Raw genomic sequence first — 22,799 nt, forward strand, 5'->3', positions numbered from 1 at the left:
CCCGCGCCCCTTCGGGGCGCAACCGGTCAGGATTGGAGAAGCCGCCGGCGACTGCCCCGGCCTAGCGTGGGATCACCGACGAGGAAACCGTCGGACCCGGCTCGGCACAAGGAGAAGGTCCCATGACCGCAGGCATCCAGACGATCATCTACCCCGTGAAGGACGCGGAGCAGGCCAAGGCCGTGTTCGGTGCGCTGCTGGGCGTCGAGCCGTACGCCGACACCCCCTACTACATCGGGTACAAGGCCGCCGGGCAGGATGTCGGGCTGGACCCGAACGGGCATGCGCAGGGGCTGACGGGGCCGACGCCGTTCTGGCATGTGACGGATCTGCGGGAGCGGCTCGCGGCGCTGGTGGCGGCGGGGGCGGAGCTGGTGCAGGACGCGCGGGACGTCGGCAACGGGCGGCTGGTCGCGTCGGTGAAGGACGCCGACGGCAACATGGTGGGGCTGCTCCAGGACCCGGTGGCCTGAGCGTCGTACCGCCGCCGGAAGACTGCTTGCACCCGCACTAGTTGCACACTCAACGATTGGCTGGATCGGTGCTACGGTGCGGGTATGGCAGTCAAGACGGCCGAGGCCCGGCTCGAGGAACAGTGGCGGGACATCCTGTCGGTGCACGCGCGCACGATGTGCGAGATCGACCGGGTGCTGCATCCCTACGGGCTGGGTGCGAGCGACTTCGAGGTGCTCGATCTGCTGGCCACCGAGTCGCCCGCCGAGGGGGACCACTGCCGGGTGCAGAACCTGGTGGGACGGGTCCATCTGAGCCAGAGCGCGCTGTCCCGCCTGATCGGGCGACTGGAGAAGGACGGCCTGGTGGAGCGGTCGGTCTGTGTCGAGGACCGGCGGGGCGTGTGGGTGGCGCTGACGGCGAAGGGGCGCGGCCTGCACGCCGAGGTACGGCCGCTGCAGCGGGCCGCGCTGGAGCGGATGCTGGCGGGTCCGGTCGGCTGAGGGCCGGCTAGAGCAGGAACTCGATGCCGTCCGGGGGGACCTCGACGCCTTCCCGCGCCACCTGGGCGCGGGCCCGGGAGGCCGGGTCGACCAGCGGGTTCGTGTTGTTGAGGTGGGTGTAGATCCGGCGGGTTCGGGGATGCCTGGCCAGCGCGGCCAGGCTGCCGTGCGGGCCGGAGACCGGGAGATGGCCCATGGCCGCCTGGCCGGGACCCGAGCGGACCGCCGTGCCCATCTCGTCGGCGCTGAAGAAGGTGCCGTCCAGCAGGACGCAGTCGGCCTCCGCGCACAGCTCGTCCAGGGTGTCGCTCCAGGCGCCGACGCAGGGGGCGTAGAGCAGGACTCCCCCGGTGGCCAGGTCCTCGATGCGGTAGGCGGTGACCCAGCGGCCGTCGGCCTCGGCGAGCGCGGCCGGGACGTACTTGGGGGTCTTGGCGCCGACCGGGTGGGCGGTGACGACCAGGCCGCCGGCCAGTACGAAGCCGCCGTCCGCCATGCTGTCGGCCCACTGCCAGGGGGCGTAGCGGTCGAGGGCGGCGCGGACCGGGGCCAGGACCGTCAGGACCGGCGGTGCCGCGTAGACCTTGAGGTCCGGCGCCCCGCGCAGCACGGTCAGGCCGGTGACGTGGTCGGCCTCGGCGTCGGTGAGCAGCACACCGCGCAGCGGGGTGTCCCGGGCGCCCGGTCCCGGCCACAGGGCGGCGGTGGCGGTGAGCTGGGCGTGGATGTCCGGGGAGGCGTTCAGTAGCCACCAGTCCCGGCCGTTGCCGGTCAGGGCGACGCACTCCTGGCCGCGGGAGGGCAGCTTGCCGTCCCGGGCGGCGGCGCACAGCCCGCAGGCGCAGTTCCACTGCGGAAAACCGCCGCCTGCGGCGGTGCCCAGCAGGACGACCCTCACGACGATCCGCCCCTCTCGGTCTCCCCGGTCCCTGCTGGGATCTTCCCTCAGGACGGCCCGCGCTACCCGCGGGTGGGGGGAACTTCCGGCCGTCCTTCGGAAGGCTGCCGGTCCACCGGGCGCAGTGGCGGGATCGGCTGCGACGCGAAGTCGCGCGGTCCGGTCCACATCGCCGGTACGGCGTCGCAGCGGCGGCACAGGTCGTAGGCGACGGCCTCGTAGTTGACCCGCCAGCCGCGGAAGTGCGGCCAGGCGTCCGCGGTGGCGCGCTCGGCGTGGAAGCCGGTCTTCTCCAGCATGGCCACGGCCGCCTCGAACTCCTCGTAGGTCAGCTGGATGGGGGTGTCCGGGGCCGGGTCGGTGTCGTAGGCCGCCCGGACGGAGGCGGCGATGTCGCGCAGCGCGGTGAAGCCGGCGCGCAGCACCAGCCGGGCCTCCGGCGGGGCGGTGCGCGGGGCGAGCGCCAGCTGGAGGGCGGCCGCGTCCATGACGGCGATCAGGCCGACCAGCCAGCTGCGGTAGGGGCGGGGCGAGCGGAAGGCCAGCAGCACCGGGTAGGTGGCATGGCTCTCCCCCATGTCCGCGGCCAGCCGCTCCCAGGACCGGTACAGCTCGGGCAGCGCCGTCTCGGTGTCGACCAGCCACTGCCGGGCGAGGATCTCCGGGCCCCAGGCGGGCTCGCCGGCCCGGGACTGCAGGAGGGTGACCTCCAGTTCGCGGCGGTTGTACGCGGCGTACAGGGTCGGCAGGTAGGCGATCTGCAGGGCGATGACGACGGGGCCGGTGGCGGCGGCCACGAAGTCCAGCACGGACAGCCGCAGCCGGGCGCCGCTGGCGAAGCCCAGGGTGAACAGGCTGGAGCCGGCCTCCCGGAACGCGGTGCTCCAGGACAGCGGGGAGAACGCGTACAGCAGCATCCCGAAGCCGAGGAACGCCCCGCCCAGCCAGGCGGCGAGCATGCCGATCAGCATCAGCGGGGCGAGCCAGGTCTGGGCCCGGTCGATGGCGCGGTAGCCGCCCCGGTGCGCGACCAGGCAGAGCATCCGGCGCAGGGTCGACCACAGCCGGTACACCAGCACGGAGTACAGGCCCCTGGGGACCACGAGGGTGCGCAGGATGCTGCGCAGGACCGCGATCAGTACCAGTCCTCCGGCCACCCCGGAGATCCATTCCATGGCGCCATTCTGGCCCGCACGGCGGACTTCCGGTGACCGGAGACCGTGGGTCAGCCCGCCGGCCGGGCGAGCAGGGTGCGCACTCCCTCCGAGGTGAGCGTCAGGGCGTGCGCCGAGCTGCCGTCGATGGCGAGGGAGAGGTTCTCCTCGGGCCACTGCGAGGCGAGCGCGCCGAGCGGGACGATCCGGTACCGGGAGACCGTCGGCAGCAGGCCGGTCAGCTCCCCCTCCGAGGTGAACACGGGGACGACGGGGTCGCCGTCGGACCGTTCCAGGACGGGCAGCGCGATCATCGCGGGGTCGGCGGTCTCCCCGGCGTCGTCCGGCACCGGGACCAGCACGTCGCTGTGCGCGAGCGTGTCCAGGGCGGTGCGGTCCTCGGCGTTCACGGCCAGCGTGTCGAGCGCCCGCTGGGCCGGCGTCGGGATGTCGTCGTGTGCGGGTGTCTCCATGGCAGATCCCCAGGTAGGTGGTGGTACGGGCCGCGGGGTCCGGCAGGGCGCCGGGCGGCCACGGCACGCGTACCCGGTCCGGGCCGGGGCATGCGCCGGGACCACCGGGGCCCTCGGGGGCTTACGAGGGCGGTCGCGGCGGTGTCCCGGCCGGAAACCGCCCGACCGGGTGGCCGTGGCGGAACGGGGGGTGGTGCGGAGGCAGTTCCCGGTGGCACGTGCCTCGCGCTCCGTCCCCGGGCGGCACTCCCCGCGCGTGTCCGGGGGTAGGGGTAGCCGCGGAAGGTGACGGTCCGCATGCGTTCCGTCACCCGTGCGACAGGAGAGAAGGAAAGTCATGTCGGTCGAGACCGGTACGGCACCCGCGGCGGACGCCGAGGAGCGGGAGCAGCAGAGCCTCGGTACCGCCGCGGCGCGGAACCTCACGACGACGACCAAGTCCGAACCCCAGATGCAGGAGATCAGCTCCCGGTGGCTGACCCGCACCCTGCCCTGGGTGGACGTGCCCGGCGGCACGTACCGGGTCAACCGCCGGCTGTCGTACCTGGTCGGCGACGGCCGGGTGACCTTCGTACGGACCGGGTCGCAGGTCGGCGTGATCCCCGCCGAGCTGGGCGAACTGCCGTTGCTGCGGGGGTTCGAGGACGGCACCGCGCTGCAGGCGCTGGCGGCCCGGTTCGAGCAGCGGGAGTACACGCCGGGGCAGGTGATCGTGTCGGCCGGGCGGCCTGCCGACCATGTGTATCTGATCGCGCACGGCAAGGTGGAGCAGATCGGCGAGGGCCCGTACGGCGACGAGGCGGTCGTCGGACTCCTCGCGGACGGCGACGCCTTCGGCGGCCATGTGCTCGCCGGGCCCTACGGCGCCTGGGACTTCACGGCCCGCGCGGCGACGGCCACGACCGTGCTGGCGCTGCCGCACACCGCGTACCTGGAGGTGGCGGGACAGCACGCCGATCTGCGGGCGCACGTGGAGCTGGCGGGTCTGGACGGGCACCGGGGCACCAACGCCTTCGGCGAGGCGGAGGTCGCGCTGAGCGCGGGCCATGTCGGCGAGCCGGACATCCCGCACACCTTCGTGGACTACGAGCTCGATCCGCGCGAGTACGAACTGAGCGTGGCCCAGACCGTGTTGCGGGTGCACTCCCGGGTGGCCGACCTCTACAACAAGCCGATGAACCAGACGGAGCAGCAACTCCGGCTCACCGTGCAGGTGCTGCGGGAGCGCCAGGAGCACGAGCTGGTCAACAACCGGGACTTCGGGCTGCTCCACAACGCCGACTACGACCAGCGGATCTCCACCCACTCGGGTCCGCCGACCCCTGACGACCTGGACGAACTGCTCGGCATGCGCCGCGACACGACCCACCTGTTCGCGCATCCGCGGGCGATCGCCGCGTTCGGCCGGGAGTGCAACAAGCGCGGCCTGTACTTCGGCGGTGTGGACTTCAACGGCCACCATCTGCCGGCCTGGCGCGGTGTCCCGCTGCTGCCCTGCGGCAAGATCCCGGTCTCGCGGGCCCGTACCTCCTCCATCATCGCGATGCGTGTCGGCGAGGAGAACCAGGGTGTGGTCGGCCTCTTCCAGACGGGTCTGCCGGACGAGGTGGAGCCGGGCCTGAACGTCCGTTTCATGGGCATCAACGAGCAGGCGGTCATCTCCTACCTGGTCAGCACCTACTACTCGGCCGCCGTCCTGGTCCCGGACGCCCTCGGTGTGCTGGAGAACGTGGAGGTGTCGCGCCGGGACTGAGCCGGTTCACCCCGGGGCGAGCAGCCGGCTCGGCTCGGGCCGCTCCCGGACCCCGCCCGAGCCGTCCGGCGACACCCGGTACAGGCGGGCGCCGGGCACCCGGCTCACCGTCTCGGTGAGCTCCCCGTCGGTGAAGAGCGCGGCCGCCCCGTCGTCCAGGGCCCACCCGGCGGGCAGCCGTCCCCGGGCCACGGCCTGCCGGTAGGACGGCCGTCGGCCCGGCTCGCCGTCGTAGTGCGGGCAGACGGAGCCGGGCAGCAGCCCGAGTCCGTCGGGCAGGTGGGTGAGCGGTCCGAAGGAGTCGGTGTGCGAGCCCTCGGCCCAGCAGTTGGCGCCCGCGCTGATGCCGCACAGCAGGGTCCCGCCCGCGTAGGCCTCGCGCAGCAACCGGTCCACGCCGTGCGCGCGCCAGACGGCGAGCAGGTTGGCGGTGTTGCCGCCGCCGACGTACACGACGTCCTGGGCCAGCAGGTGGTCGCGGAGCGCGGAGTCGTCCAACTCTCTGCGGAACAGGGGCAGTACGGACGGTTCGCAGTCGGTGCGCGGGCCGAAGCAGGCGCGGAACCGCTCGACGTAGGCCTCGGCGTCGCCGCCGGCGGTGGGCAGGAAGCAGACGCGGGGGCGGCGGACACGGGCGTGGGCGAGGGTCCAGTCGTCGAGGAGGCCGTCGTCGTCCGTGGAGAAGCCGCCGCCGAGCAGGATCAGCCGGCCGGTCATGGGCCCGGCTCGCCGAGGAGGTCGGCGACCGTCGTCACCCGGATCAACGGGCGGTACAGGTCCATCAGGTGCAGCGCCTTCGCATGGGAGTCGTCGTCCGCTCCCGCGCAGGCGTCGGCGACGACCACGACCTCGATCCCGGCGTCGGCGGCCGGGAGGGCGGTGGACAGGACGCAGCAGTCGGTGCTGACGCCGGTGAGGACCAGTCGGCCGTGCGGGGCGGTGAGGGCGGCGAGTCCGGGGGTCCACTTGCCGAACGTGGGGGCGTCCAGGACGACTTCGGCCTGCTCGGCGAAGTCGTCGGTGAGGCGCCAGAGTTCGGCGTCCGGGGGCTGGAGCGCGAAGGGCCACTGCTCGTAGTAGGCCTGCCAGGCGCCGGTGGGGTGCTCGGGGGCGACGAAGCGGGTGAAGACGGTGCGGTGCGCGAAGGCCGGGAGCAGGCGTCGTACGCCCGCCGCAGCCTGGGCGTAGCGCGGGGCGGCCCAGGGGCCGCCGGGGTCGGCGAAGACGTGCTGCATGTCGATGACGGCCAGCAGGCCGGCCGGGGCGGGCGGGGCGGTCATACGGCCGTGATCGGTGCGCTCGCGGGCTCGGCCTCCTGGGCGCGGACCCGGCCGCGGGCCAGGGCCAGGGTGCCGAGGAAGCCGAGCGCCAGGGCGGCCAGGACACCCAGGTTGGCGTACGCCCAGGCGCCGGACTTGCCGCCGAGGCCGAGCGGGCCGAGCAGATAGCCCTGCCAGGTCAGCCAGCTCGCGGCGGTGTTGGTGACCAGGCCCCAGCCGAGCGCGGTGGCGGCGAGGGTGAGGAGCAGCGGCGGGAGCGGTACGTCGCCGTAGCGGCCGGCGGGGCGGTAGAGGTCCGCCTCGTCGTAGTCGCGGCGGCGCAGCGTCAGGTCGGCGAGCATGACGCCGCACCAGGCGGCGATCGGCACGCCGAGGGTGGTCAGGAAGCCCATGAACTGGCCGAGGAAGTCGTCGGCGAAGAAGACGATGTAGACCGAGCCGGCGATCATCAGGACGCCGTCGACCAGGGCGGCCAGGTAGCGGGGCACGGGCAGGCCCGCGGAGAGCAGGGCGAGGCCCGAGGAGTAGATGTCCAGGACCGCGCCGCCCACCAGGCCGAGGACGGCGACGACCGCGAAGGGGACCAGGAACCAGGTGGGGAGGATGGTGGTCAGCGCGCCGATGGGGTCGGCGGCGATCGCCTTGTCCAGGGCCGGGGAGGAGCCCGCGAGCAGGAGGCCGAAGAGCAGCAGGAGGAGCGGGGCGACGGAGCCGCCGAAGGTGGTCCAGCCGATCACGCCTCTGCTGGAGGAGGTCCGGGGCAGGTAGCGGGAGTAGTCGGCGGCCGCGTTGACCCAGCCGAGGCCGAAGCCGGTCATCATGAACACCAGCGCGCCGATGAACTCCTGGGCGGAGCCGGCCCGGACGGCGCTGACGGTGGCCCAGTGGATGTGGTCGGCGACCAGGACGACGTAGACGATCGTGAGCACGCCGGTGATCACCGTGATCACGGTCTGCAGCCGCATGATCAGGTCGAAGCCCATCACCCCGCCGACCACGGTCAGGGCGCAGACCACTATGAGGGCGACCACCTCGGTCTCGGTGCCGCCGCCCCAGCCGAGCCGGGTGAAGACGGTCGCGGTGGCCATGGTGGCGAGGGCGATGAGGACGGTCTCCCAGCCGACGGTGAGCACCCAGGAGACGACCGAGGGCAGCCGGTTGCCGCGGACTCCGTAGGCGGCGCGGCTGAGCACCATCGTGGGCGCCGAGCCGCGTTTTCCGGCGACCGCGATGAAGCCGCAGAGCAGGAAGGAGGCGAGGATGCCGAGGACTCCGGCGGCCAGCGCCTGCCAGAAGGAGATGCCGAAGCCGAGCGCGAAGGCGCCGTAGCTCAGTCCCAAAACGGAGACATTGGCGCCGAACCACGGCCAGAACAGGGTGCGCGGGGTGCCTTTGCGGTCGGCGTCGCCGATCACGTCGAGCCCGTGGGTCTCGACCTGGAGCTGTCTGCCGGGTTCCCGTGTGTCCGCCATCGTCGGCCCATCCGTCCAGGTGTGTTGGCTGGAGGCTAGGTCGGCCGATCTCGGGGGTCAAGGTAATTGATCAGGCGGCGGCGGGGTGCGCCGGGCCCGGACACGGCCGGCGCATCCGCCGGGAGCCGCGGCTCCGTCAACGGTGGGAGCGGGCAACCCGATTGGCCCACGTCGATTTGACACCGCCCGGGCCCCGCTCCAACCTATGGTCATGAAATCCATTTTCAACAGGAGGGGCGGCTAGCGATGCGCGTGGCCTTCGTCGGGAAGGGCGGCAGCGGCAAGACCACCCTGTCGGCCCTGTTCACCCGGCATCTGGCGCTCTCCGGCGCGCCGGTCGTCGCGATCGACGGCGACATCAACCAGCACCTGGCCCACGCCCTCGGCCTCGACGAGGACGAAGCGTTCGGCGCGCCGCCACTCAGCGCGCGGACCGGCGAGATCAAGGACTACCTGCGCGGCACCAACCCGCGGATCACGTCCCGGGAGGCCATGGTCAAGACGACCCCGCCCGGACGCGGCTCCCGGCTGCTGCGCCTGCTGGGCGAGGACGAGGTGCACTCCCACCACGTCCAGGAGGTTGGCGGGGTGCCGGTGATGGTCACCGGGGCGTTCGCCGAGAGCGACCTCGGGGTGGCCTGCTACCACTCCAAGCTGGGCGCGGTGGAGCTGTATCTCAACCATCTGGTGGACGGGCCGGGCGAGTACGTGGTCGTCGACATGACGGCGGGCGCCGACGCCTTCGCCTCCGGTCTGTTCACCCGCTTCGACATGACGTTCCTGGTGGTCGAGCCGACCCGCAAGAGCCTGTCCGTGTACCGCCAGTACCGGGACCACGCGGCCGAGTTCGGGATCCCGGTCGCCGTGGTCGGCAACAAGGTGACCGGCGCGGACGACCTCGCCTTCCTGCGCGAGCGGGTCGGCGACGACCTGCTGGCCCACTGCGGGCTGTCGCCGCACGTCCGCGCCCAGGAGCAGGGCCGCGCGGGCGGTGCGCTGGAGCCGGACAACTCCCGGGCCCTGGACCGACTGCGGGCCGCCGTGGACGCGCGCGGCAAGGACTGGGACGTCTTCCAGCGGCATGCCGTGGAGTTCCATCTGCGCAACGCCACCGCCTGGGCCGACGCCGCCACCGGCCAGAACCTGGCCGACCAGGTCGACCCGGAGTTCCGGCACGGGCCCGCTGCGCTGCCCGCCTACGCCTGAATCCGAACCTCCCCTACAGACCGCGCCTGAATCCCCCCCCCCCCCAACAAGAAAGGGCCATCGCCCCATGTCGCTCGACGTCTCCCCGCAGTTGCTCGCCGAAGCCGAGAACGGCTCGGTGCGGGAAGAGGACTTCGTGGAAACCGTCCGTACGTCCCTGCCGTACGCGTACGACCTCATCGCCCGGCTGACCACCGAACTGCGGGGCGGGACAGCCGAGTTCGCCGACAACCAGACCCCGCCGCCCTCGGAGCGGGAGCGCGGGCAGCTGCTGCGGGCGCTGTCCTCCGACGCGATCCGGGGCAGTCTGGAACGGCACTTCGGAGTCGCCCTCGCCTTCCAGAACTGCCACCGGGTCGCGGTGTTCCCGTCCGGGGCACGGGGTGGGGAGACGCACACCCGCTTCACCTCGGCGCGCTCGCAGATCCTCAACCAGTCACCGGAGTTCCGCGACTGCTGAGCCGCCCGCGCCGCCGGGCGGCTGCACGAGGGCGGCCCGGCGGACCGTCCAGCAGGTCAACGAGCCGGCGGGGGAAGCTCTGTGACCCCTGCTGCTCGCCCAGTACCTCCAGACCATGCCCCGGGCCCCCGTTTGGACGCTGACGCCGATGTTCGTGCCCCGGATGGCCGGCCCGATCACGGACAAGGTCGGCGGCGGTGGCGGTCCTCGGCCCGGTGGCCGAGAAGGAGGGCGCGGGCAAGGCGTCCGGCGCCGACACCACCGTTCTGAGCACGATGTCTGTGATCTACGGCTGCGCCGAGGGCCCGCGGCAGGAGGCACCGGGTGGAGGCACCCCTTCAGGGGTGCCTCCACCCTTTCCTGTGCCCGCCTCCTGCGCCCGTCAGCCCGCGATGATCTCGGCGAACCGCTCCGCGCCCACGTTGCCGCCGGACAGGACGACCCCGATCCGGCGCGGCAGCGGCGTCACGTGGTGGGCGAGCAGCGCGGCCAGGCCGCTGGCGCCGCTCGGCTCCACGACGGTCTTCAGGCGTTCGAAGGCGAACCGCATCGCGTCCCGGATCTGGTCGTCGCTCACCAGCGAGATGTCGTCCACCAGGCGCCGGTTGACGGAGAAGGTCAGCTCGCCGGGGATGTCGGCCGCCTGACCGTCGGCGATGGTCCTCGGCACCGGGATCGACACCCGGTGCCCGGCCGCCAGCGACCGCCGGGTGTCGTCGCCGGCCTCCGGCTCCACCCCGACCACCCGGATCCCGGGCAGCAGCCCCTTGGCGGCGGTGGCGCTGCCCGCGATCAGCCCGCCGCCCCCGACGGGCACCACCAGGGCATCCAACTCGCCGACCTCCTCGATGAGTTCGAGAGCGGCCGTGCCCTGTCCGGCGATGACGTGCGGGTGCTCGTACGGCGGGATGAGCGCGAGTCCGCGGTCGGCGGCGAGGGCCTCGCCGATCGCGACCCGGTCGCCGGTGTAGCGGTCGTACGTCACGATCTCCGCGCCGTAGCCGGCGGTCGCCTCCAGCTTGGCGCGCGGGGTGTCCTCGGGCATCACGATGACGGCGGTGGTGCCGAGTTCGCGGGCGGCGAGGGCGACGGCCTGGGCGTGGTTGCCGGAGGAGTACGCGGCGATGCCCTTGGCCAGCTGCGCGGCGGAGAGCCGGGACGCGGCGTTGTAGGCGCCCCGGAACTTGAACGCGCCGATGCGCTGGAGGTTCTCGCACTTCAGGAAGACCTCGGCACCGACCAGCTCGTCCAGGGTGCGCGAACGCAGCACGGGGGTGCGGTGGGCCACTCCCTCGATCCGCGCGGCCGCGTCGCGCACGTCCTGGAGGGTCACGGGCGGGGTGTCGGTCATCTTCGTCCTCCGTTCCGGGCGCCGGCGGGCACCGGATGGGCGTCGGTCGTCTGGAATTATTGTCTATCATCTGGACAGGAAGTCCAGACCCGACCCTGGCGGGGGTATCCATGGCACACGGACCGGCAGCGGCGGCGGGCGGCGAGGCCAGCGCGCGCGCCGAGCAGGACGCGATCATCGCGGCGCTGGCCCCGGTCGTCGACGGCATCGTGGCGACTCTCGGCTCCTTCTGCGAGGTCGTGATCCACGACTTCCGGCGCCCGGAGCGGTCCGTGGTCGCCCTCGCCGGGTCGGTCACCGGCCGCGGGGTCGGCGGGTCGATGAGCGAGATCGGCATGAAGCTGCTGGCGGCCGGGGACGAGGCGGCCGACGAGCTGAACTACCTCACCCGCACCCGGGACGGAAAGCTGGTCAAGTCCTCCACGATGGTGCTGCGCGACTCGGCCGGTACGGCGTTCGGAGCGCTGTGCGTCAACCTCGACGTCACGGCGGTGAGCCAGGCGCACACCCTGCTCGGCGGTCTCGCCGGGGTCACCACTGTTCCCGAGACGGCGCCCACCACGACCTTCGGCGACGACATCACCGCCGTACTGGACTCGATCGTCGACGCCCGCCAGCTCCGCCAGAACAAGCCCTGGCACCAACTCACCCGCGCCGAACGCCTGGAGCTCTTCCACGACCTCGACCGGCAGGGCGTCTTCGCGGTGCGCGGAGCGGTCCAGCAGGTCGCCGCCCGCCTCGGCATCTCCCGGGCCTCCGCCTACACCTACCTGTCCGCGACCCGCACCGACTGACCGCCCCCGGGGCCCGTCACACCGACCGGCGGCGTCACCCGATCTCTACGACCCGGGCCCAGGCGGGCGGTGCGTCCGGTACGTAGTCGGGGTCGGACTCGCGGTGCGCCGTGCCGGTGTACGGCCGGGGAAACAGCCCGACCACCGTGCGGCACGGGGGCTGGGCCTCGGGCCAGGGGGTCTGCCCGTCGGTGAGGGCCACCACCACGTCCGGTGCCGGCCGGCCGCGCAGCGCTCTGGCGAAGCCCGCGCGCAGGTCGGTACCGCCGCCGCCCACCAGGGGTATCCCCTCCGCGCGGCACAGCGGATGCGCGGTCCGGGCGGCCGCGTCGCAGGACACCACGCTGACCAGGTCGCGACGGCCGCCGACGGCGCGGGCGATGGCGGCCACCTCCAGCAGGGCGCCGCCCAGTTCGGCGTCGCTGACCGAGCCGGAGGTGTCGATGACGACGGCGACCCGGGGCGGGCGGCGGCGCAGGCTCGGCAGGACCACCCCGGGCAGGCCGGCCGAGCGGCGCGAGGGGCGGCCGTAGCTGTAGTCGTCGCCGGCGCCCGCGGCGGAGGTCGCCGAGCGGACGGCGGCGCCCAGCAGCTCCCGCCAGGGCTGGGGTGGGTGGAAAACCTCCTCCGCCCAGCGCCGCCAGCCCTGCGGGGCGCTGCCCGGGCGGCCGGTGATGGCCTGCGCCACCCGGAACCGGACCCCGTCGCGTTCCTGGTCGCTCAGGCCGTGCGCGCCGTCGGGACCCAGGTCCCACTCCCGGGCCCGGCCGTCGGCGCCGCTGCCGCAGTCCAGCCAGGCGATGTCCCGGGTCAGCGGTCCGAGCCGGAACTCGCGCAGGTAGTCCTCCATCAGCTGCCCCTCGGTCAGCCGCAGCATGTGCGGCCGGACGGCGCCCCGGGGCTGGACGAGCCCGTCGCCGTAGGCGTCGTCGTTGATCTCCAGGTCCGCCGCGATGTTCATCCGGAGCCGTTCGCCGGCGCCGGTCAGGCCGCGTTCCCGGGCGACCCGGTCGCTGCGCGCGTGGTGCTCGCGCAGCAGGTGCGACACCTCGTGCACCCACACCCCGGCCAGGTCCTCCTCCGGCATCAGGTCGACGAACGCGGGCGAGACGTAGCACCGCCAGTGGGTGTCGACGGCCATGGTCGGCACCTGGCGCGACTCCACGACGTGCAGGGCGAACAGGGCCGTCGCCAGGTAGGGGCGGGCCCGGGCGGCCTGCAGCCGGGCGGCGTAGAGCTTGTCGAGGTCCAGTGCCCGGGTCGGGTCCACGGTCATCGGCCCGCCTTCGCCGTGACCCGCTCGGCGGCCCGGCCCGTGACCCGCTCGGCGGCCCGGCCCGTGACCCGGTCGGCGGCCCGGTCGGCGCGCCGGGACACGGACACGGCCCCGGCCAGCCGCTCGATCTCCGCCGGGACGTCCCAGTCGTCGCGGCGGAGCGCGGCCAGGGTGGTGGCGGGGACGACCACCAGGTCGGGGGCTCCGGTGTCCAGCGCGCGGACCAGTACCGCCCAGGCCGCCTCCCAGCGGGCCCGGTCCGGCCGTTCGCGGACCGCGGCGACCACGCCGTCGAGGACGGCCTGGCGCAGGTCGCCGCGTTCGGGCAGCTCGGCGGCGCCGGGGTCGGCGAGCAGGGTCTCGGGGTCGGGGAGTTCCAACCGGTCGACGCTCGCCAGGAGTTCGAGCCCCGGGCCGTCCCCGACCGTGCCCCTGACCAGCAGGGAGAGCACGTCCCGGGAGGATCCGGCGGCGTGCGCGAAGGCGACCAGGCGCAGGGTCATGTCCCAGCTGCGGGGCGACGGCCAGGCGCCGCCCCGGCGGACCTCGCCGCTCGGCAGGCGGTGCACGAGGGTGGGGCGGGTGGCGAGCAGGCCGCACACCGCGCGGCGCGCGAAGTCCACGGCGGCGGGCAGCCGTTCGGGGTCGAGCCGGGGCAGGACGGCCCGGGGCCAGGTGCCGCCGAGGCCGCGTACGACGACCTCGTGGTCGTGGGCCCACTGCAGGTGCACGAAACGGTTAGCCAACGGCGGGCTCAGTTCCCAGCCGTCGGCCGCGGAGGAACGAGGGTTGGCGGCGGCCACGATCCGTACGCCGGGCGGCAGCCGCAGGGCGCCGACGCGCCGCTCCAGGACCAGCCGGAGGAGGGCGGCCTGGACGGCCGGTGGCGCGGTGGACAGTTCGTCGAGGAACAGCAGGCCCCGGCCGGCCTTCACCAGCCGGATCGCCCAGTCCGGCGGGGCCATCGGGACGCCCTGGACGGCGGGGTCGTCCCCCACGACGGGCAGCCCGGAGAAGTCGGACGGCTCGTGCACGCTGGCGATCACGGTGGTCAGCGGCAGTTCGAGGGTCTCGGCCAGCTGGGTGAGGGCCGCGGTCTTGCCGATGCCGGGCTCGCCCCACAGCAGGACGGGCAGGTCAGCGGCGACGGCGAGGGTGAGCGCCTCCAGCTGGATGTCGGTGCGAGATTCGGTGGAGGAGTCGCCGAGCAGGGTCAACAGGGAGTCCGCGACGGCGAGTTGGTCGGTCATCTGGGTGGGCATGTCTGATCACCTTGGGGTGTGAGAAGGCAAAGGGGTGCGAGAAGGCAAGGCATGGAGGTGCGAGAAAACAAGGGGGTGCGAGGAAGCAAGGGGGTGCGAGGAAGCAAAGGGGTGCGAGAAAGCAAAGGGGTGTGGTTCAGCGCCGGCCGGCGGGGCGTGGGCCCAGCCGCGGGTCGTGGCGCTCGCGGTGCCGGGTGCGGACGGGGGCGTCGCGGGAACCGGCGAGGCCCGCCCGGTAGAGGCCGTAGTCGATGCGCCGTCGCGCCGCCGACTCCAGTTCGTCCTTCAACGGGCCGTCGCGCAGGACGGCTTCGGGGCCGAGCAGTCCTTCCACGACGGCGAGCGCGCCGGCGATGTCCCCGTGGTCGAGGCGTTCGCGGACGCCGGTGAGGCAGTCCGGGCGGCGGTGTGCCGCGTCGATGACCCGCAGACAGGGCAGCGGCGGGCCGCCGAACGCCAACAGCAGTTCCTCGCGCCGCAGTTCGTCCGGGGAGTGGTCCAGCGGGGACAGCACCCCGTCGACCAGGCCGATCCGGTGCCGGGCACCCCGGCACTTCACGAGGCGGGCCTGCCCGGCCGGGTCCGGGCTCCGGTCGCGGGCACCCGGAACATGACCGGGGACGAGTGCCGGGGCGACCAGCGGGTGCAGTCGGTCGGCGTCGATCAGTCCGGCGCGCAGCAGTTCCAGATCGGGGAGGATCCAGGTCGCCGCGTCGGGCAGCACGGGCAGCGCGCCGGTGTCCTTGTCGCCGGTGCCGGTGGTCGTCGTTCCGTCCGCCGCGACGTGCAGAGCTAGCCGCTGCCTGCCGCCCAGGCGCACGACGACGCCTCCGCTGTCCCGTCCTTCGGCGCGCAGCACGATCCGGGCCTCGTCCGCCCAGCGGCCGGTGGCGCACGGCGACGGTTCGCCGTCGGAGGGCTGGTCGGCGCCGGAGCGGGTCCGCAGGTCGCCGGCGGCGCCCGCGTGCCAGAGGTGGCGGTGCAGGTCGAAGCGGAACCGCCGGCTGGGCCGCGGGTGCGGATGCCCCCTGGCGGCGGGCCCGCCCGGTGTGCCGTCCCAGAGCGCCAGGCTGATCCGCTGCCCGGCGTCCGCCCAGGCCGGCGGTGTCCGGGCGACGAAGAACAGGGCGCTGTCGCCGACGTCGTGGCGGGCGAGCGCGACGGTCAGCCCGGGCCGCAGCAGCCCGTCGGGGGCGACCCTCGGCAGATGCCAGCGCAGCAGGTCGGGAGCGAGCCCCCGCAGGTCGGCCCGGATCCGCCGCACCACGTCCCGGCCCCAAGTGCGGGCCAGGAGGCGCAGGTCGAGATCGACGTCGAAGCCGGCGGCGGCACAGGCGCCCGCCCAGTCCCCGGCGGTCCGGCGGGCGGTCGCGGTATCGATCATGGCGGGCGGTACGGCGAACTCGCGTACACGCTGCCAGAGGGAGAGACGGGTGTCCCCGTGCGCGGGATGAGTGGCCATCAGCACTCACCTTGCGCGGACGGGACCCCCATTCTGTGAACAGAGTGAGTGGTCATCACGGGGAGCGTACGACGTCCCCGCCCCCGTCGGCGAGCCAATTACGGCCCCGGTCCGCGCGTGATGCGGATCACCCTCATCGAGTGCAGCGTTCCGCGGGCTCCAGGGCCTTTTCCCAGGTGTAGGCAGCCGGGGAGAGCGGGGACCGTGGGAATGGAGCAGGCTCGGGCCGGTGAGTACGACGAGTTCGTGGCGGCCCGCTGGTCGGGGTTGTTCCATCTGGCCCGTCTGCTCACCGGTGGCGATCGGCATCGGGCCGAGGATCTGTTGCAGGAGTCCTTGGTCAGGTTGTGGTTCGTCTGGCCGAAGATCGCCGACGAGGCGCCGGAGGCGTACGTCCGCAAGGTGCTGGCCCGGGCGGCGGCGCGCTCCGCGCGGCGGCGGTGGTGGGGCGAGCGCCCCGTCGAGGAGCTGCCCGAGGTCGCGGCGGCCGGTGACATGTCGGCGCTCGTCGCCGAGCGGTCCCGGCTGGAGGCCGCGCTGGCGCTGCTGACCCCGCGTCAGCGGGCCGCGGTCGTCCTGCGCTACTACCAGGACCTGCCGGACCGGCAGGTCGCCGAGGTGCTGGGGTGCCCGGTGGGCACCGCCCGCTCGCACGCGGCGCGCGGAGTGGCCCGGCTGCGGGAGCTGCTGTCGGACGTCATCGAGCCGGTCGGCTGAGGGGGAGGTCATGGATCACTTCGAACGGCAGTTGACGCGGCTGATGCAGGACGACCGGGAGACGACGGCGTTCCAGCCCCGGCACCGGGACCGGCTGCGGGCCGGGGTGCGGGCGCGGCGCCGCGCCCGGGCGGCCCGGCGGGCGGCCGGCGGTGTCCTCGCGGTCGCGGGGCTCGGCCTGGGGCTCTTCCTGTGGCCCCACGCGGACGCCCGCGACGAGCCGAGCGCGCCCCACCCGCGGCCCGCCGTCAGCCCCGGTCCCGGCACCACCACGGCTCCGGCGCCGGGCCCCTCCCCCGGCGCACCGTCCTCCGGCGCCACGACCTCGGCCCCACCGCCCACGAACTCGTCCACGCCCGATGACATCCCGTCGGCCACCCACGGGTACACGGCCGTTTCCTCGTCGACCCCGTCCGCGACGACGACCCCGGACCCGGGCACGACCGGGGGCGCCACGCGGGGCACGTCCGGGAGCGACACCGCCACCACGTCACCGCCGTCGGCGCCCGTGACCGAGGGATCCGACCCGTCGGGCGGGGCGTCGGCCTCGACCGGCTCGGCCGGCTAGCCGGCGGTCCCCCGTCCCCCACCCCTTCGCCGGGCGTGCCCTCGGCATGCCCCGAAATCGAGAACGAATGCGAAAAAACGCCATGAAGCACCCTCAGGTCACCTTGCCGATCGCGGCCTCGACGCCCCTCCCGCACCCCGACGACCCGGTCCTCGACCTGTGCGTCCCGGTGTTCAACGAGGAGCGGGACCTGGCGCCGAGCGTGCGTCGGCTCCACGCCCATCTGCGGGACACGTTCCCGTACCCCTTCCGGATCACCGTCGCCGACAACGCCAGCACCGACACCACCCCGGACATCGCGGCGCGGCTCGCGGCCGAGCTGCCCGAGGTGGCGTTCATCCGGCTGGCCGAGAAGGGGCGCGGCCGGGCGCTGCGGGCCGCCTGGTCGGGCTCGTCGGCGCCGGTCGTCGCCTATCTGGACGTGGACCTGTCGACCGGGCTCACGGCGCTGCTGCCGCTCGTCGCCCCGCTGCTCTCGGGCCACTCCGACCTCGCCGTCGGCACCCGGCTGGCGCCCGGCTCCCGGGTGGTGCGCGGGCCCCGGCGGGAGGTGATCTCCCGCTGCTACAACGTCCTGCTGCGCTGCACCCTGTCCGTGGGCTTCTCGGACGCGCAGTGCGGGTTCAAGGCCGTACGACGGGAGGCGGCGGAGCAACTCCTGCCGCTGGTAAGGGACTCCGCGTGGTTCTTCGACACCGAGCTGCTGGTGGTCGCGGAGCGGGCCGGGCTGCGGATCCACGAGGTGCCGGTCGACTGGGTGGACGACCCGGACAGCCGGGTCGCGCTGCTGTCCACGGCCCTCGCCGACCTGCGCGGCATCGCGCGGCTGGGACGCGAGCTGGCCCGGGGCGCGCTGCCCCGCCGGGGACGGCCGTTCCTGGCACCGGCGGCCCTCATCGCGTTCACCCACCTCCTCCTGTACGCGGCACTGCGCCCGGCCGCCGGCGCGCAGGTGGCCAACGCCCTCGCGCTGCTGGCCTGTTGGGTCGCCGGGCAGACGGTGTTCGGCCCGCTCCCGCCGCCCGCCCTGGCCACCCGGCTGGCCCTCACCGCCGGGGCGCTCGCCGCCCTGCGGCACGCGGTGCCCACCACCGGACACCGCACCGAACTCGCCGTGCTCGCCGCCGTCCACCTGTCCCTCGTCCTCTCCCTCGTCCTGTCCCTCGTCCTGGCGCGGTCGGCGTCCGGGCGGAACCGGACGGAGCGCACGGCCCCATGACGACCCCCTTGGACACCCCGCTCCCGGCACTGACCGCGACACCCGCCCCCGGGATTCCGGAAGTGCCCGGCTTCCGGGAGCGCATCCGCCGCTACGGCCCGGCGCTCGCGATGTACGGCGCCCTGAAGCTCGTCGGCTTCGGTTCGTTCATGTATCTGCTGGACTCGGCCGGCGACTTCCGCAGGAAGCATCCGCGCTTCGGCGGCGGCGCGCACGTCTGGGACGTGCTGGGCACCTGGGACGGCTGGTGGTACCAGCAGATCGCCCTGCACGGCTACCACCCCGCGCTGGTCCCGGTCCCCGGCGCCACCGGCCTGATCACCCTGCAGGGCAACTCGGCGGCGTTCTTCCCGCTCTACCCGGCGCTGATGCGGGTGGCGATGGAGGTCACGGGGCTCGGCCCGTTCGGCGCCGGACTGCTGGTGTCGGTGGTGGCCTCGTTCGCGGCGGCGCTGGGGATCTTCGCGGTCGCCGAATGGTTCGGGGGCGGGCGGGCGGGGCTGGCGGCGGCCGGGCTGTGGGCCGTGTGGCCGGGCTCCGGCGTGGAGTGGGCGGTGTACTCGGACTCGCTGTACGTGGCGCTCGCCGCCTGGGCCCTGTACGCCGTGCTGACCCGCCGCTGGCTCACCGCAGGTGTCCTCGCCTTCGCCGCCGGTCTCAACCGGCCCACCGCGGTCGCGCTGATCGCCGCGCTCGCCCTGGCCGCGCTGCTCGCGCTGCGCCGCCGCGAGGACGGCGTCGCCCGTCCGCTGACCGCCCTGCTCGTGGCCCCGCTGGGCCTGCTCGGCTACCTGGGCTGGGTGGGCCACCGCATGGGCGACTACGGCGGCTACTTCAGGCTGCAATCAGGCGCGTGGGGGCACGAGTTCGACTACGGCAGGCAGACCCTGGACGTCCTGACGTCCGTCCCCGTCGGCCACTTCTCGTATCTCTTCGCGCTCCCCTTCGCGGACGTCATCGGGGTCGGTGTCGTCCTGCTGGACCTCGCGCTGCTGCCGCTGCTGTTCCGGCTGCGGCCGCCGGCGGTGCTGGTCGTCCACACGGTGCTCACCCTGGCCCTGGTGCTGGGCAGCCAGCAGTACTTCGCGAACGTCTCGCGCTATCTGCTGCCCGCCTTCCCGCTGTTCGTGCCGCTCGCGGTGGCGCTGCGCCGGATCAGCCTTCCCTGCCTGTGCCTTGTGCTGGGCCTGGCGGCACTGGCCTCCGGCTCGTACGCGGGCTACGCCCTGTTCGAGCTCGGAGTGCCCTAGCGGCCGCGCCCGGCCCAGCGACGGCTCAGCCCTTCTTGACCGCCACGCCGCCGTAGAAGCCGATCTGCTCGGACCCCTCCGGCGGGGTGGCGTCCGGACGCCAGAACGGGACCTGGGTCACGCCGGGTTCGACCAGCTCGAACCCTTCGAAGAACCCCTCGATGCGGGCGCGGGGGCGCAGGTTCATCGTCGCGGTCGCGTTGTTGTAGACGGCCTGGGCGTCGCTGCGGTCGTCGGCGAAGTCGTCCGTGGCGTGCGAGAGCACCAGGAAGCTGCCGGGAGGGAGGGCGTCGCGCAGGGTGGCCACGATCCGCTCGGGCTCCTCCTCGTCCCGGACGAAGTGGAGGATGGCGACCAGGAACAGGGCCACCGGCTGCCCGAAGTCGATGATCCGGCGGACCTCGGGGTGGTCCACGACGGACCGCGGGTCGCGCAGGTCGGCGAGGACGATGCTGGTGGTACCGGCCCGGCTGAGCAGCGCGTCGCCGTGGGCCTTCACGATCGGGTCGTTGTCGACGTAGGCGACGCGGACGTCCGCGGCCAGCTCCTGGGCGATCTCGTGCACGTTCGGCGAGGTGGGCAGCCCGGTGCCGACGTCGAGGATCTGATGGACGCCGCTCTGGATGACATGCCGGACCGCCCGCTGCAGGAAACCGCGGTTGGCCCGTACGGAGATCCAGACCTCGGGGGCGACGGAGGCGAGCTGGTCGCCTGCCTTGCGGTCCACCTCGTAGTTGTCCTTGCCGCCCAGCAGGTAGTCGTAGATCCGGGCCGGATGCGGCTTGCTGGTGTCGATCTCCACGGACCCGATGCCGTCCTGCGTCACGTGCGCTCCTCTCAACGACCGCCCCGGCTCCCCTTGGCCCACCGACGGCTGGCGACAGCTTTACACATCAACTTCGGTGTCCGCGCACCGAGTTCCCCTGCCGCGCGAGTCGCTGACGGTGGGGGGAGTCGCCCGGCCGGGGCCGTCTTGACTACCATCGGGCCCAGGTGTCCGGGCAGGTGGCCCGGTTTGGTTTGGTTGGGGGTTTCGCATGGTCACTGGTCGTGTGGTGCGGTTCGACAGCTCGCGCGGGTACGGGTTCATCGCTCCGGACGGGGGCGGGGAGGACGTCTTCCTCCATGTGAACGACATGCAGATGTCGGAGTCGTACGTCCGCCCCGGTGTGGCGGTGGAGTTCGAGATCGAGGCCGGTGAGCGCGGGCCGAAGGCGTCCGGCGTGCGGCTCGCCCGCGGCGCCGACGTCAGGACGCTCGGCCCGGACGACGACTCGCTGTGCGACCTGCTCAGCGCGGAGGAGTTCACCCGCGAGGTCACCGAGACGCTGCTGGCGTCGGCGCCCACGCTCACCGCCGAGGAGATCGTGCGGGTCCGGGGCGCGCTCGCCCAGTTCGCGAAGAACCACGGCTGGATCGAGGGCTGACCCGCCCACAGCACACCCAACACAGCGCGGATGTACGGGCGTTGGGCGTCGGTGCCGTGAGCGTTCCGGGGCGGTCGTCCCGGGAGGGCCGGGGTCAGGACACGGCCGGCCCGGTCACGTACCGTCCCCGGTCGTCGTACGGCCAGACGTTGGGCAGGCAGCCGTGCATGCCCTTGATCTGCTGCATCATCACGGGGGCCGGCCGCCCCGCGCCGGGGCAGCCGACGTGGCCGTGGCCGAGGAAGTGGCCGACCTCGTGGTTGATGATCAGGGCCCGGTAGTCCTTGACCCGGTGGGCGTAGACGGGGGTCGCCAGCAGCCAGCGCCGGAGGTTCACCATGACGTTCTTCGCCACGTCGCAGTTGACCTCGCCTCCGGTGTCCAGCCCGTACTGTCCGCAGATCTTGTCCACCGTCCCGGGGGTGGCCACCCGGACCACGAAGTCGGCCGGACCGCTCGACACCCGCTCGAAGGCCGAGCGGCCGTCGGCGGTCCAGCCGCGCGGGTCGGCCAGGATCCGGTCGACCTGCCGGGCGACGTCCGTGGGCGGCAGGTTGATACCGGTCTCGACGTCCACCCGGTAGCGCAGGACGGTTCCCGACCCGACCGCACCGCTGCCGCCGGCCGCGGTGATGAACGTGCCGGGCCCCGTGGCCGGGATGTCGGGTGTGGGGGTGGGCGAGGTGTGCGGGCTCGGTGAGGCGGAGGCCGAGGCGGAGGCGGTGGGCGGGGCGGACGTCGGCGCGGTGGAGCCGAAACGGCCGGCGCGGGCCCGCTCGGTGGGCCCGCTCCGGACGCCCGTACCGGACGAGCCCGCGTCCACGGCCACGAACCCGGCGGCACCCAGGACGGTCAGCGCGGCCAGGGCTCCCCAGAGCGGACCCTTGTACGACCGTCCGCGGGCGACGGCGTGCGAGGAGCCGCCGCGGCGACGGCCACGGGAGGAACGTGCGGTACGCGTGGTCATGACCGTCAGGCTGTGATCGGAATGTGATCGGACCTGGCGCAAATGATAACGAAAAGATAACGGACAGGATGGCGCGCGACTATATGATCATCCCGTAACAAACGCACAGCTGTGCGGATCCCCTGCGGATACTGAGCGCATGCCACGCGTTCTGCTGATCGAAGACGACCGTGCCGTGCGGGAGGGGGTGGCCCTCGCCCTGCGCCGCCAGGGCCACGAGGCCGCCGCCGTCGCGACCGGGGAGGACGGGCTGGAGCGGGTACGGTCCTTCCGGCCGGACGTCGTGGTGCTGGACCTGATGCTGCCCGGGCTGCCGGGACTGGACGTGTGCCGACGGATCCGCGCCCTCGACCCGACCCTGCCGATCGTCATGGCGACCGCGCGCGGCGACGACGAGGACATCGTCGTCGGGCTGGAGGCGGGCGCCGACGACTATGTGGTCAAGCCCGTGCGGGCGCGGGTGCTGGAGGCCCGGATCCGCGCGGTGCTGCGCCGCGCTGGCGGCCCGCCCGCGGACGGCGGCATCCCGAAGATCGACGCCTACGGGGACCTGACCGTCGACCGGGCCGGGCTCTCGGTCACCCGCGGCGGCGAACCGGTCCCGCTCGCCCCGTCCGAACTCCGGCTGCTGCTCCTGCTGTCCGCCTCACCCGGCCAGGTGTTCAGCCGTCAGCAGTTGCTGGAGGCGGTCTGGGAGCACAGCTACCACGGGGACGCCCGGCTGGTGGACGCCTGCGTCCGGCGGCTGCGCGCAAAGCTGGGCGAGCCGCCGCGCGAGCCGCGGTACATCCAGACCGTGCGCGGCTTCGGCTACCGGTTCGCGGCGCGGTGAGCGGCCCCCGGCTCCCCCGGCG

Annotated in this window: 24 protein-coding genes; 12 read left to right on the plus strand and 12 right to left on the minus strand. The window is 73.6% G+C overall.

Annotated features, from left to right (window positions below):
• The first annotated feature begins 122 nt into the window (after positions 1 to 122).
• Both ACIPSJ_RS45490 and ACIPSJ_RS45495 read left to right on the plus strand, forming a co-directional pair.
• Positions 123 to 473 (plus strand): VOC family protein, encoded by a 351-nt coding sequence (locus ACIPSJ_RS45490; protein WP_359217360.1) that lies wholly within the window; start codon positions 123 to 125, stop codon positions 471 to 473.
• Between the two features lie 84 nt (positions 474 to 557).
• The gene (locus ACIPSJ_RS45495) at positions 558 to 956 is read left to right on the plus strand and encodes a MarR family transcriptional regulator (RefSeq protein ID WP_365689056.1); all 399 of its coding nucleotides are present in this window, start codon (positions 558 to 560) and stop codon (positions 954 to 956) included.
• Positions 957 to 963: 7 nt separating this feature from the next.
• Here the strand turns inward: ACIPSJ_RS45495 and pqqB are convergent, their stop codons facing one another.
• The 3 genes from pqqB to ACIPSJ_RS45510 all read right to left on the minus strand — a co-directional run bounded on the left by pqqB (position 964) and on the right by ACIPSJ_RS45510 (position 3,481).
• Complete coding sequence (gene pqqB / locus ACIPSJ_RS45500) at positions 964 to 1,854, minus strand: pyrroloquinoline quinone biosynthesis protein PqqB (RefSeq protein ID WP_359217354.1); 891 nt, start codon at positions 1,852 to 1,854, stop codon at positions 964 to 966.
• Between the two features lie 62 nt (positions 1,855 to 1,916).
• On the minus strand, positions 1,917 to 3,029 hold the full coding sequence (locus ACIPSJ_RS45505) for a hypothetical protein (protein ID WP_401355160.1): 1,113 nt from the start codon (positions 3,027 to 3,029) through the stop codon (positions 1,917 to 1,919).
• A 50-nt stretch (positions 3,030 to 3,079) separates the two neighbouring features.
• Positions 3,080 to 3,481 carry an SseB family protein gene (locus ACIPSJ_RS45510; protein ID WP_359217349.1) on the minus strand — a complete coding sequence of 134 codons (402 nt, stop codon included), beginning with the start codon at positions 3,479 to 3,481 and terminating at the stop codon, positions 3,080 to 3,082.
• A gap of 337 nt (positions 3,482 to 3,818) precedes the next feature.
• Here ACIPSJ_RS45510 and ACIPSJ_RS45515 point away from each other — a divergent pair, with 337 nt between their 5' ends.
• Complete coding sequence (locus ACIPSJ_RS45515) at positions 3,819 to 5,234, plus strand: family 2B encapsulin nanocompartment shell protein (RefSeq protein WP_401355163.1); 1,416 nt, start codon at positions 3,819 to 3,821, stop codon at positions 5,232 to 5,234.
• 6 nt (positions 5,235 to 5,240) lie between these two features.
• Here the strand turns inward: ACIPSJ_RS45515 and ACIPSJ_RS45520 are convergent, their stop codons facing one another.
• Genes ACIPSJ_RS45520 through ACIPSJ_RS45530 form a run of 3 tightly spaced genes read right to left on the minus strand, consistent with a single transcriptional unit; the run spans position 5,241 to position 7,986 of the window.
• Positions 5,241 to 5,951 carry a Type 1 glutamine amidotransferase-like domain-containing protein gene (locus ACIPSJ_RS45520; RefSeq protein ID WP_401355165.1) on the minus strand — a complete coding sequence of 237 codons (711 nt, stop codon included), beginning with the start codon at positions 5,949 to 5,951 and terminating at the stop codon, positions 5,241 to 5,243.
• Positions 5,948 to 6,514: a cysteine hydrolase family protein gene (locus ACIPSJ_RS45525; protein ID WP_401355168.1), complete on the minus strand. Its 567-nt coding sequence runs from the start codon at positions 6,512 to 6,514 to the stop codon at positions 5,948 to 5,950. Before ACIPSJ_RS45525 ends, ACIPSJ_RS45520 begins: the two co-directional genes overlap by 4 nt.
• Complete coding sequence (locus ACIPSJ_RS45530) at positions 6,511 to 7,986, minus strand: purine-cytosine permease family protein (protein ID WP_401355171.1); 1,476 nt, start codon at positions 7,984 to 7,986, stop codon at positions 6,511 to 6,513. Before ACIPSJ_RS45530 ends, ACIPSJ_RS45525 begins: the two co-directional genes overlap by 4 nt.
• A 246-nt stretch (positions 7,987 to 8,232) precedes the next feature.
• On the opposite strand from ACIPSJ_RS45530, the gene ACIPSJ_RS45535 reads away from it, so the two are divergent.
• Positions 8,233 to 9,192, plus strand: a complete 960-nt coding sequence (locus ACIPSJ_RS45535) for an ATP-binding protein (protein WP_401355174.1) — start codon at positions 8,233 to 8,235, stop codon at positions 9,190 to 9,192.
• 67 nt (positions 9,193 to 9,259) lie between these two features.
• The gene (locus ACIPSJ_RS45540) at positions 9,260 to 9,652 is read left to right on the plus strand and encodes an SCO5389 family protein (protein WP_393658621.1); all 393 of its coding nucleotides are present in this window, start codon (positions 9,260 to 9,262) and stop codon (positions 9,650 to 9,652) included.
• A 382-nt stretch (positions 9,653 to 10,034) separates the two neighbouring features.
• Here ACIPSJ_RS45540 and ACIPSJ_RS45545 read toward each other — a convergent pair whose 3' ends face one another.
• The gene (locus tag ACIPSJ_RS45545) at positions 10,035 to 11,003 is read right to left on the minus strand and encodes a threo-3-hydroxy-L-aspartate ammonia-lyase (protein ID WP_401355177.1); all 969 of its coding nucleotides are present in this window, start codon (positions 11,001 to 11,003) and stop codon (positions 10,035 to 10,037) included.
• A 110-nt stretch (positions 11,004 to 11,113) separates the two neighbouring features.
• Here ACIPSJ_RS45545 and ACIPSJ_RS45550 point away from each other — a divergent pair, with 110 nt between their 5' ends.
• Entirely contained in the window at positions 11,114 to 11,797 is a 684-nt protein-coding gene (locus ACIPSJ_RS45550) for a transcriptional regulator (RefSeq protein ID WP_401355180.1), read from the plus strand.
• A 34-nt stretch (positions 11,798 to 11,831) separates the two neighbouring features.
• Here the strand turns inward: ACIPSJ_RS45550 and ACIPSJ_RS45555 are convergent, their stop codons facing one another.
• From ACIPSJ_RS45555 to ACIPSJ_RS45565, 3 genes are all read right to left on the minus strand, one after another.
• A complete protein-coding gene (locus tag ACIPSJ_RS45555; protein WP_401355183.1) occupies positions 11,832 to 13,073 on the minus strand; it encodes a VWA-like domain-containing protein in 1,242 nt (413 codons plus the stop codon).
• Complete coding sequence (locus ACIPSJ_RS45560) at positions 13,070 to 14,335, minus strand: AAA family ATPase (protein WP_401355185.1); 1,266 nt, start codon at positions 14,333 to 14,335, stop codon at positions 13,070 to 13,072. The genes ACIPSJ_RS45555 and ACIPSJ_RS45560 overlap by 4 nt, the downstream gene beginning before the upstream one ends.
• A 136-nt stretch (positions 14,336 to 14,471) precedes the next feature.
• Positions 14,472 to 15,797, minus strand: coding sequence for a hypothetical protein (locus ACIPSJ_RS45565; protein WP_401355188.1), 1,326 nt, complete (start codon positions 15,795 to 15,797; stop codon positions 14,472 to 14,474).
• 210 nt (positions 15,798 to 16,007) lie between these two features.
• Between ACIPSJ_RS45565 and ACIPSJ_RS45570 the strand changes: the two genes are divergently transcribed.
• The 4 genes from ACIPSJ_RS45570 (at position 16,008) to ACIPSJ_RS45585 (ending at position 19,551) form a co-directional block, all read left to right on the plus strand.
• A complete protein-coding gene (locus ACIPSJ_RS45570) occupies positions 16,008 to 16,514 on the plus strand; it encodes a SigE family RNA polymerase sigma factor (RefSeq protein WP_355711597.1) in 507 nt (168 codons plus the stop codon).
• Positions 16,515 to 16,524: 10 nt separating this feature from the next.
• On the plus strand, positions 16,525 to 17,082 hold the full coding sequence (locus tag ACIPSJ_RS45575; protein ID WP_401355190.1) for a hypothetical protein: 558 nt from the start codon (positions 16,525 to 16,527) through the stop codon (positions 17,080 to 17,082).
• 82 nt (positions 17,083 to 17,164) lie between these two features.
• On the plus strand, positions 17,165 to 18,301 hold the full coding sequence (locus ACIPSJ_RS45580) for a dolichyl-phosphate beta-glucosyltransferase (RefSeq protein ID WP_401355193.1): 1,137 nt from the start codon (positions 17,165 to 17,167) through the stop codon (positions 18,299 to 18,301).
• Positions 18,298 to 19,551, plus strand: a complete 1,254-nt coding sequence (locus ACIPSJ_RS45585) for a hypothetical protein (RefSeq protein ID WP_401355196.1) — start codon at positions 18,298 to 18,300, stop codon at positions 19,549 to 19,551. Before ACIPSJ_RS45580 ends, ACIPSJ_RS45585 begins: the two co-directional genes overlap by 4 nt.
• Before the next feature lie 25 nt (positions 19,552 to 19,576).
• Here the strand turns inward: ACIPSJ_RS45585 and ACIPSJ_RS45590 are convergent, their stop codons facing one another.
• A complete protein-coding gene (locus ACIPSJ_RS45590; RefSeq protein ID WP_359226228.1) occupies positions 19,577 to 20,377 on the minus strand; it encodes an SAM-dependent methyltransferase in 801 nt (266 codons plus the stop codon).
• A gap of 211 nt (positions 20,378 to 20,588) precedes the next feature.
• On the opposite strand from ACIPSJ_RS45590, the gene ACIPSJ_RS45595 reads away from it, so the two are divergent.
• Positions 20,589 to 20,978, plus strand: a complete 390-nt coding sequence (locus ACIPSJ_RS45595; protein WP_355711605.1) for a cold shock domain-containing protein — start codon at positions 20,589 to 20,591, stop codon at positions 20,976 to 20,978.
• Positions 20,979 to 21,072: 94 nt separating this feature from the next.
• Here ACIPSJ_RS45595 and ACIPSJ_RS45600 read toward each other — a convergent pair whose 3' ends face one another.
• Complete coding sequence (locus ACIPSJ_RS45600) at positions 21,073 to 21,945, minus strand: DUF3152 domain-containing protein (protein ID WP_401355201.1); 873 nt, start codon at positions 21,943 to 21,945, stop codon at positions 21,073 to 21,075.
• A gap of 139 nt (positions 21,946 to 22,084) precedes the next feature.
• On the opposite strand from ACIPSJ_RS45600, the gene ACIPSJ_RS45605 reads away from it, so the two are divergent.
• Entirely contained in the window at positions 22,085 to 22,777 is a 693-nt protein-coding gene (locus tag ACIPSJ_RS45605; protein WP_359226224.1) for a response regulator transcription factor, read from the plus strand.
• Positions 22,778 to 22,799: the final 22 nt, after the last annotated feature.

It is taken from the genome of Streptomyces sp. NPDC090088 (assembly GCF_044747345.1).
Classification (GTDB): Bacteria; Actinomycetota; Actinomycetes; order Streptomycetales; family Streptomycetaceae; genus Streptomyces.

Coding starts and splice junctions, on each gene's coding strand:
- ACIPSJ_RS45490 (WP_359217360.1), top strand. CDS start 123: ATGACCGCAGGCATCCAGACGATCATCTACCCCGTGAAGGACGCGGAG.
- ACIPSJ_RS45495 (WP_365689056.1), top strand. CDS start 558: ATGGCAGTCAAGACGGCCGAGGCCCGGCTCGAGGAACAGTGGCGGGAC.
- ACIPSJ_RS45505 (WP_401355160.1), bottom strand. CDS start 3,029: ATGGAATGGATCTCCGGGGTGGCCGGAGGACTGGTACTGATCGCGGTC.
- ACIPSJ_RS45510 (WP_359217349.1), bottom strand. CDS start 3,481: ATGGAGACACCCGCACACGACGACATCCCGACGCCGGCCCAGCGGGCG.
- ACIPSJ_RS45515 (WP_401355163.1), top strand. CDS start 3,819: ATGTCGGTCGAGACCGGTACGGCACCCGCGGCGGACGCCGAGGAGCGG.
- ACIPSJ_RS45520 (WP_401355165.1), bottom strand. CDS start 5,951: ATGACCGGCCGGCTGATCCTGCTCGGCGGCGGCTTCTCCACGGACGAC.
- ACIPSJ_RS45525 (WP_401355168.1), bottom strand. CDS start 6,514: ATGACCGCCCCGCCCGCCCCGGCCGGCCTGCTGGCCGTCATCGACATG.
- ACIPSJ_RS45530 (WP_401355171.1), bottom strand. CDS start 7,986: ATGGCGGACACACGGGAACCCGGCAGACAGCTCCAGGTCGAGACCCAC.
- ACIPSJ_RS45535 (WP_401355174.1), top strand. CDS start 8,233: ATGCGCGTGGCCTTCGTCGGGAAGGGCGGCAGCGGCAAGACCACCCTG.
- ACIPSJ_RS45540 (WP_393658621.1), top strand. CDS start 9,260: ATGTCGCTCGACGTCTCCCCGCAGTTGCTCGCCGAAGCCGAGAACGGC.
- ACIPSJ_RS45545 (WP_401355177.1), bottom strand. CDS start 11,003: ATGACCGACACCCCGCCCGTGACCCTCCAGGACGTGCGCGACGCGGCC.
- ACIPSJ_RS45550 (WP_401355180.1), top strand. CDS start 11,114: ATGGCACACGGACCGGCAGCGGCGGCGGGCGGCGAGGCCAGCGCGCGC.
- ACIPSJ_RS45555 (WP_401355183.1), bottom strand. CDS start 13,073: ATGACCGTGGACCCGACCCGGGCACTGGACCTCGACAAGCTCTACGCC.
- ACIPSJ_RS45560 (WP_401355185.1), bottom strand. CDS start 14,335: ATGCCCACCCAGATGACCGACCAACTCGCCGTCGCGGACTCCCTGTTG.
- ACIPSJ_RS45565 (WP_401355188.1), bottom strand. CDS start 15,797: ATGGCCACTCATCCCGCGCACGGGGACACCCGTCTCTCCCTCTGGCAG.
- ACIPSJ_RS45570 (WP_355711597.1), top strand. CDS start 16,008: ATGGAGCAGGCTCGGGCCGGTGAGTACGACGAGTTCGTGGCGGCCCGC.
- ACIPSJ_RS45575 (WP_401355190.1), top strand. CDS start 16,525: ATGGATCACTTCGAACGGCAGTTGACGCGGCTGATGCAGGACGACCGG.
- ACIPSJ_RS45580 (WP_401355193.1), top strand. CDS start 17,165: ATGAAGCACCCTCAGGTCACCTTGCCGATCGCGGCCTCGACGCCCCTC.
- ACIPSJ_RS45585 (WP_401355196.1), top strand. CDS start 18,298: ATGACGACCCCCTTGGACACCCCGCTCCCGGCACTGACCGCGACACCC.
- ACIPSJ_RS45595 (WP_355711605.1), top strand. CDS start 20,589: ATGGTCACTGGTCGTGTGGTGCGGTTCGACAGCTCGCGCGGGTACGGG.
- ACIPSJ_RS45600 (WP_401355201.1), bottom strand. CDS start 21,945: ATGACCACGCGTACCGCACGTTCCTCCCGTGGCCGTCGCCGCGGCGGC.
- ACIPSJ_RS45605 (WP_359226224.1), top strand. CDS start 22,085: ATGCCACGCGTTCTGCTGATCGAAGACGACCGTGCCGTGCGGGAGGGG.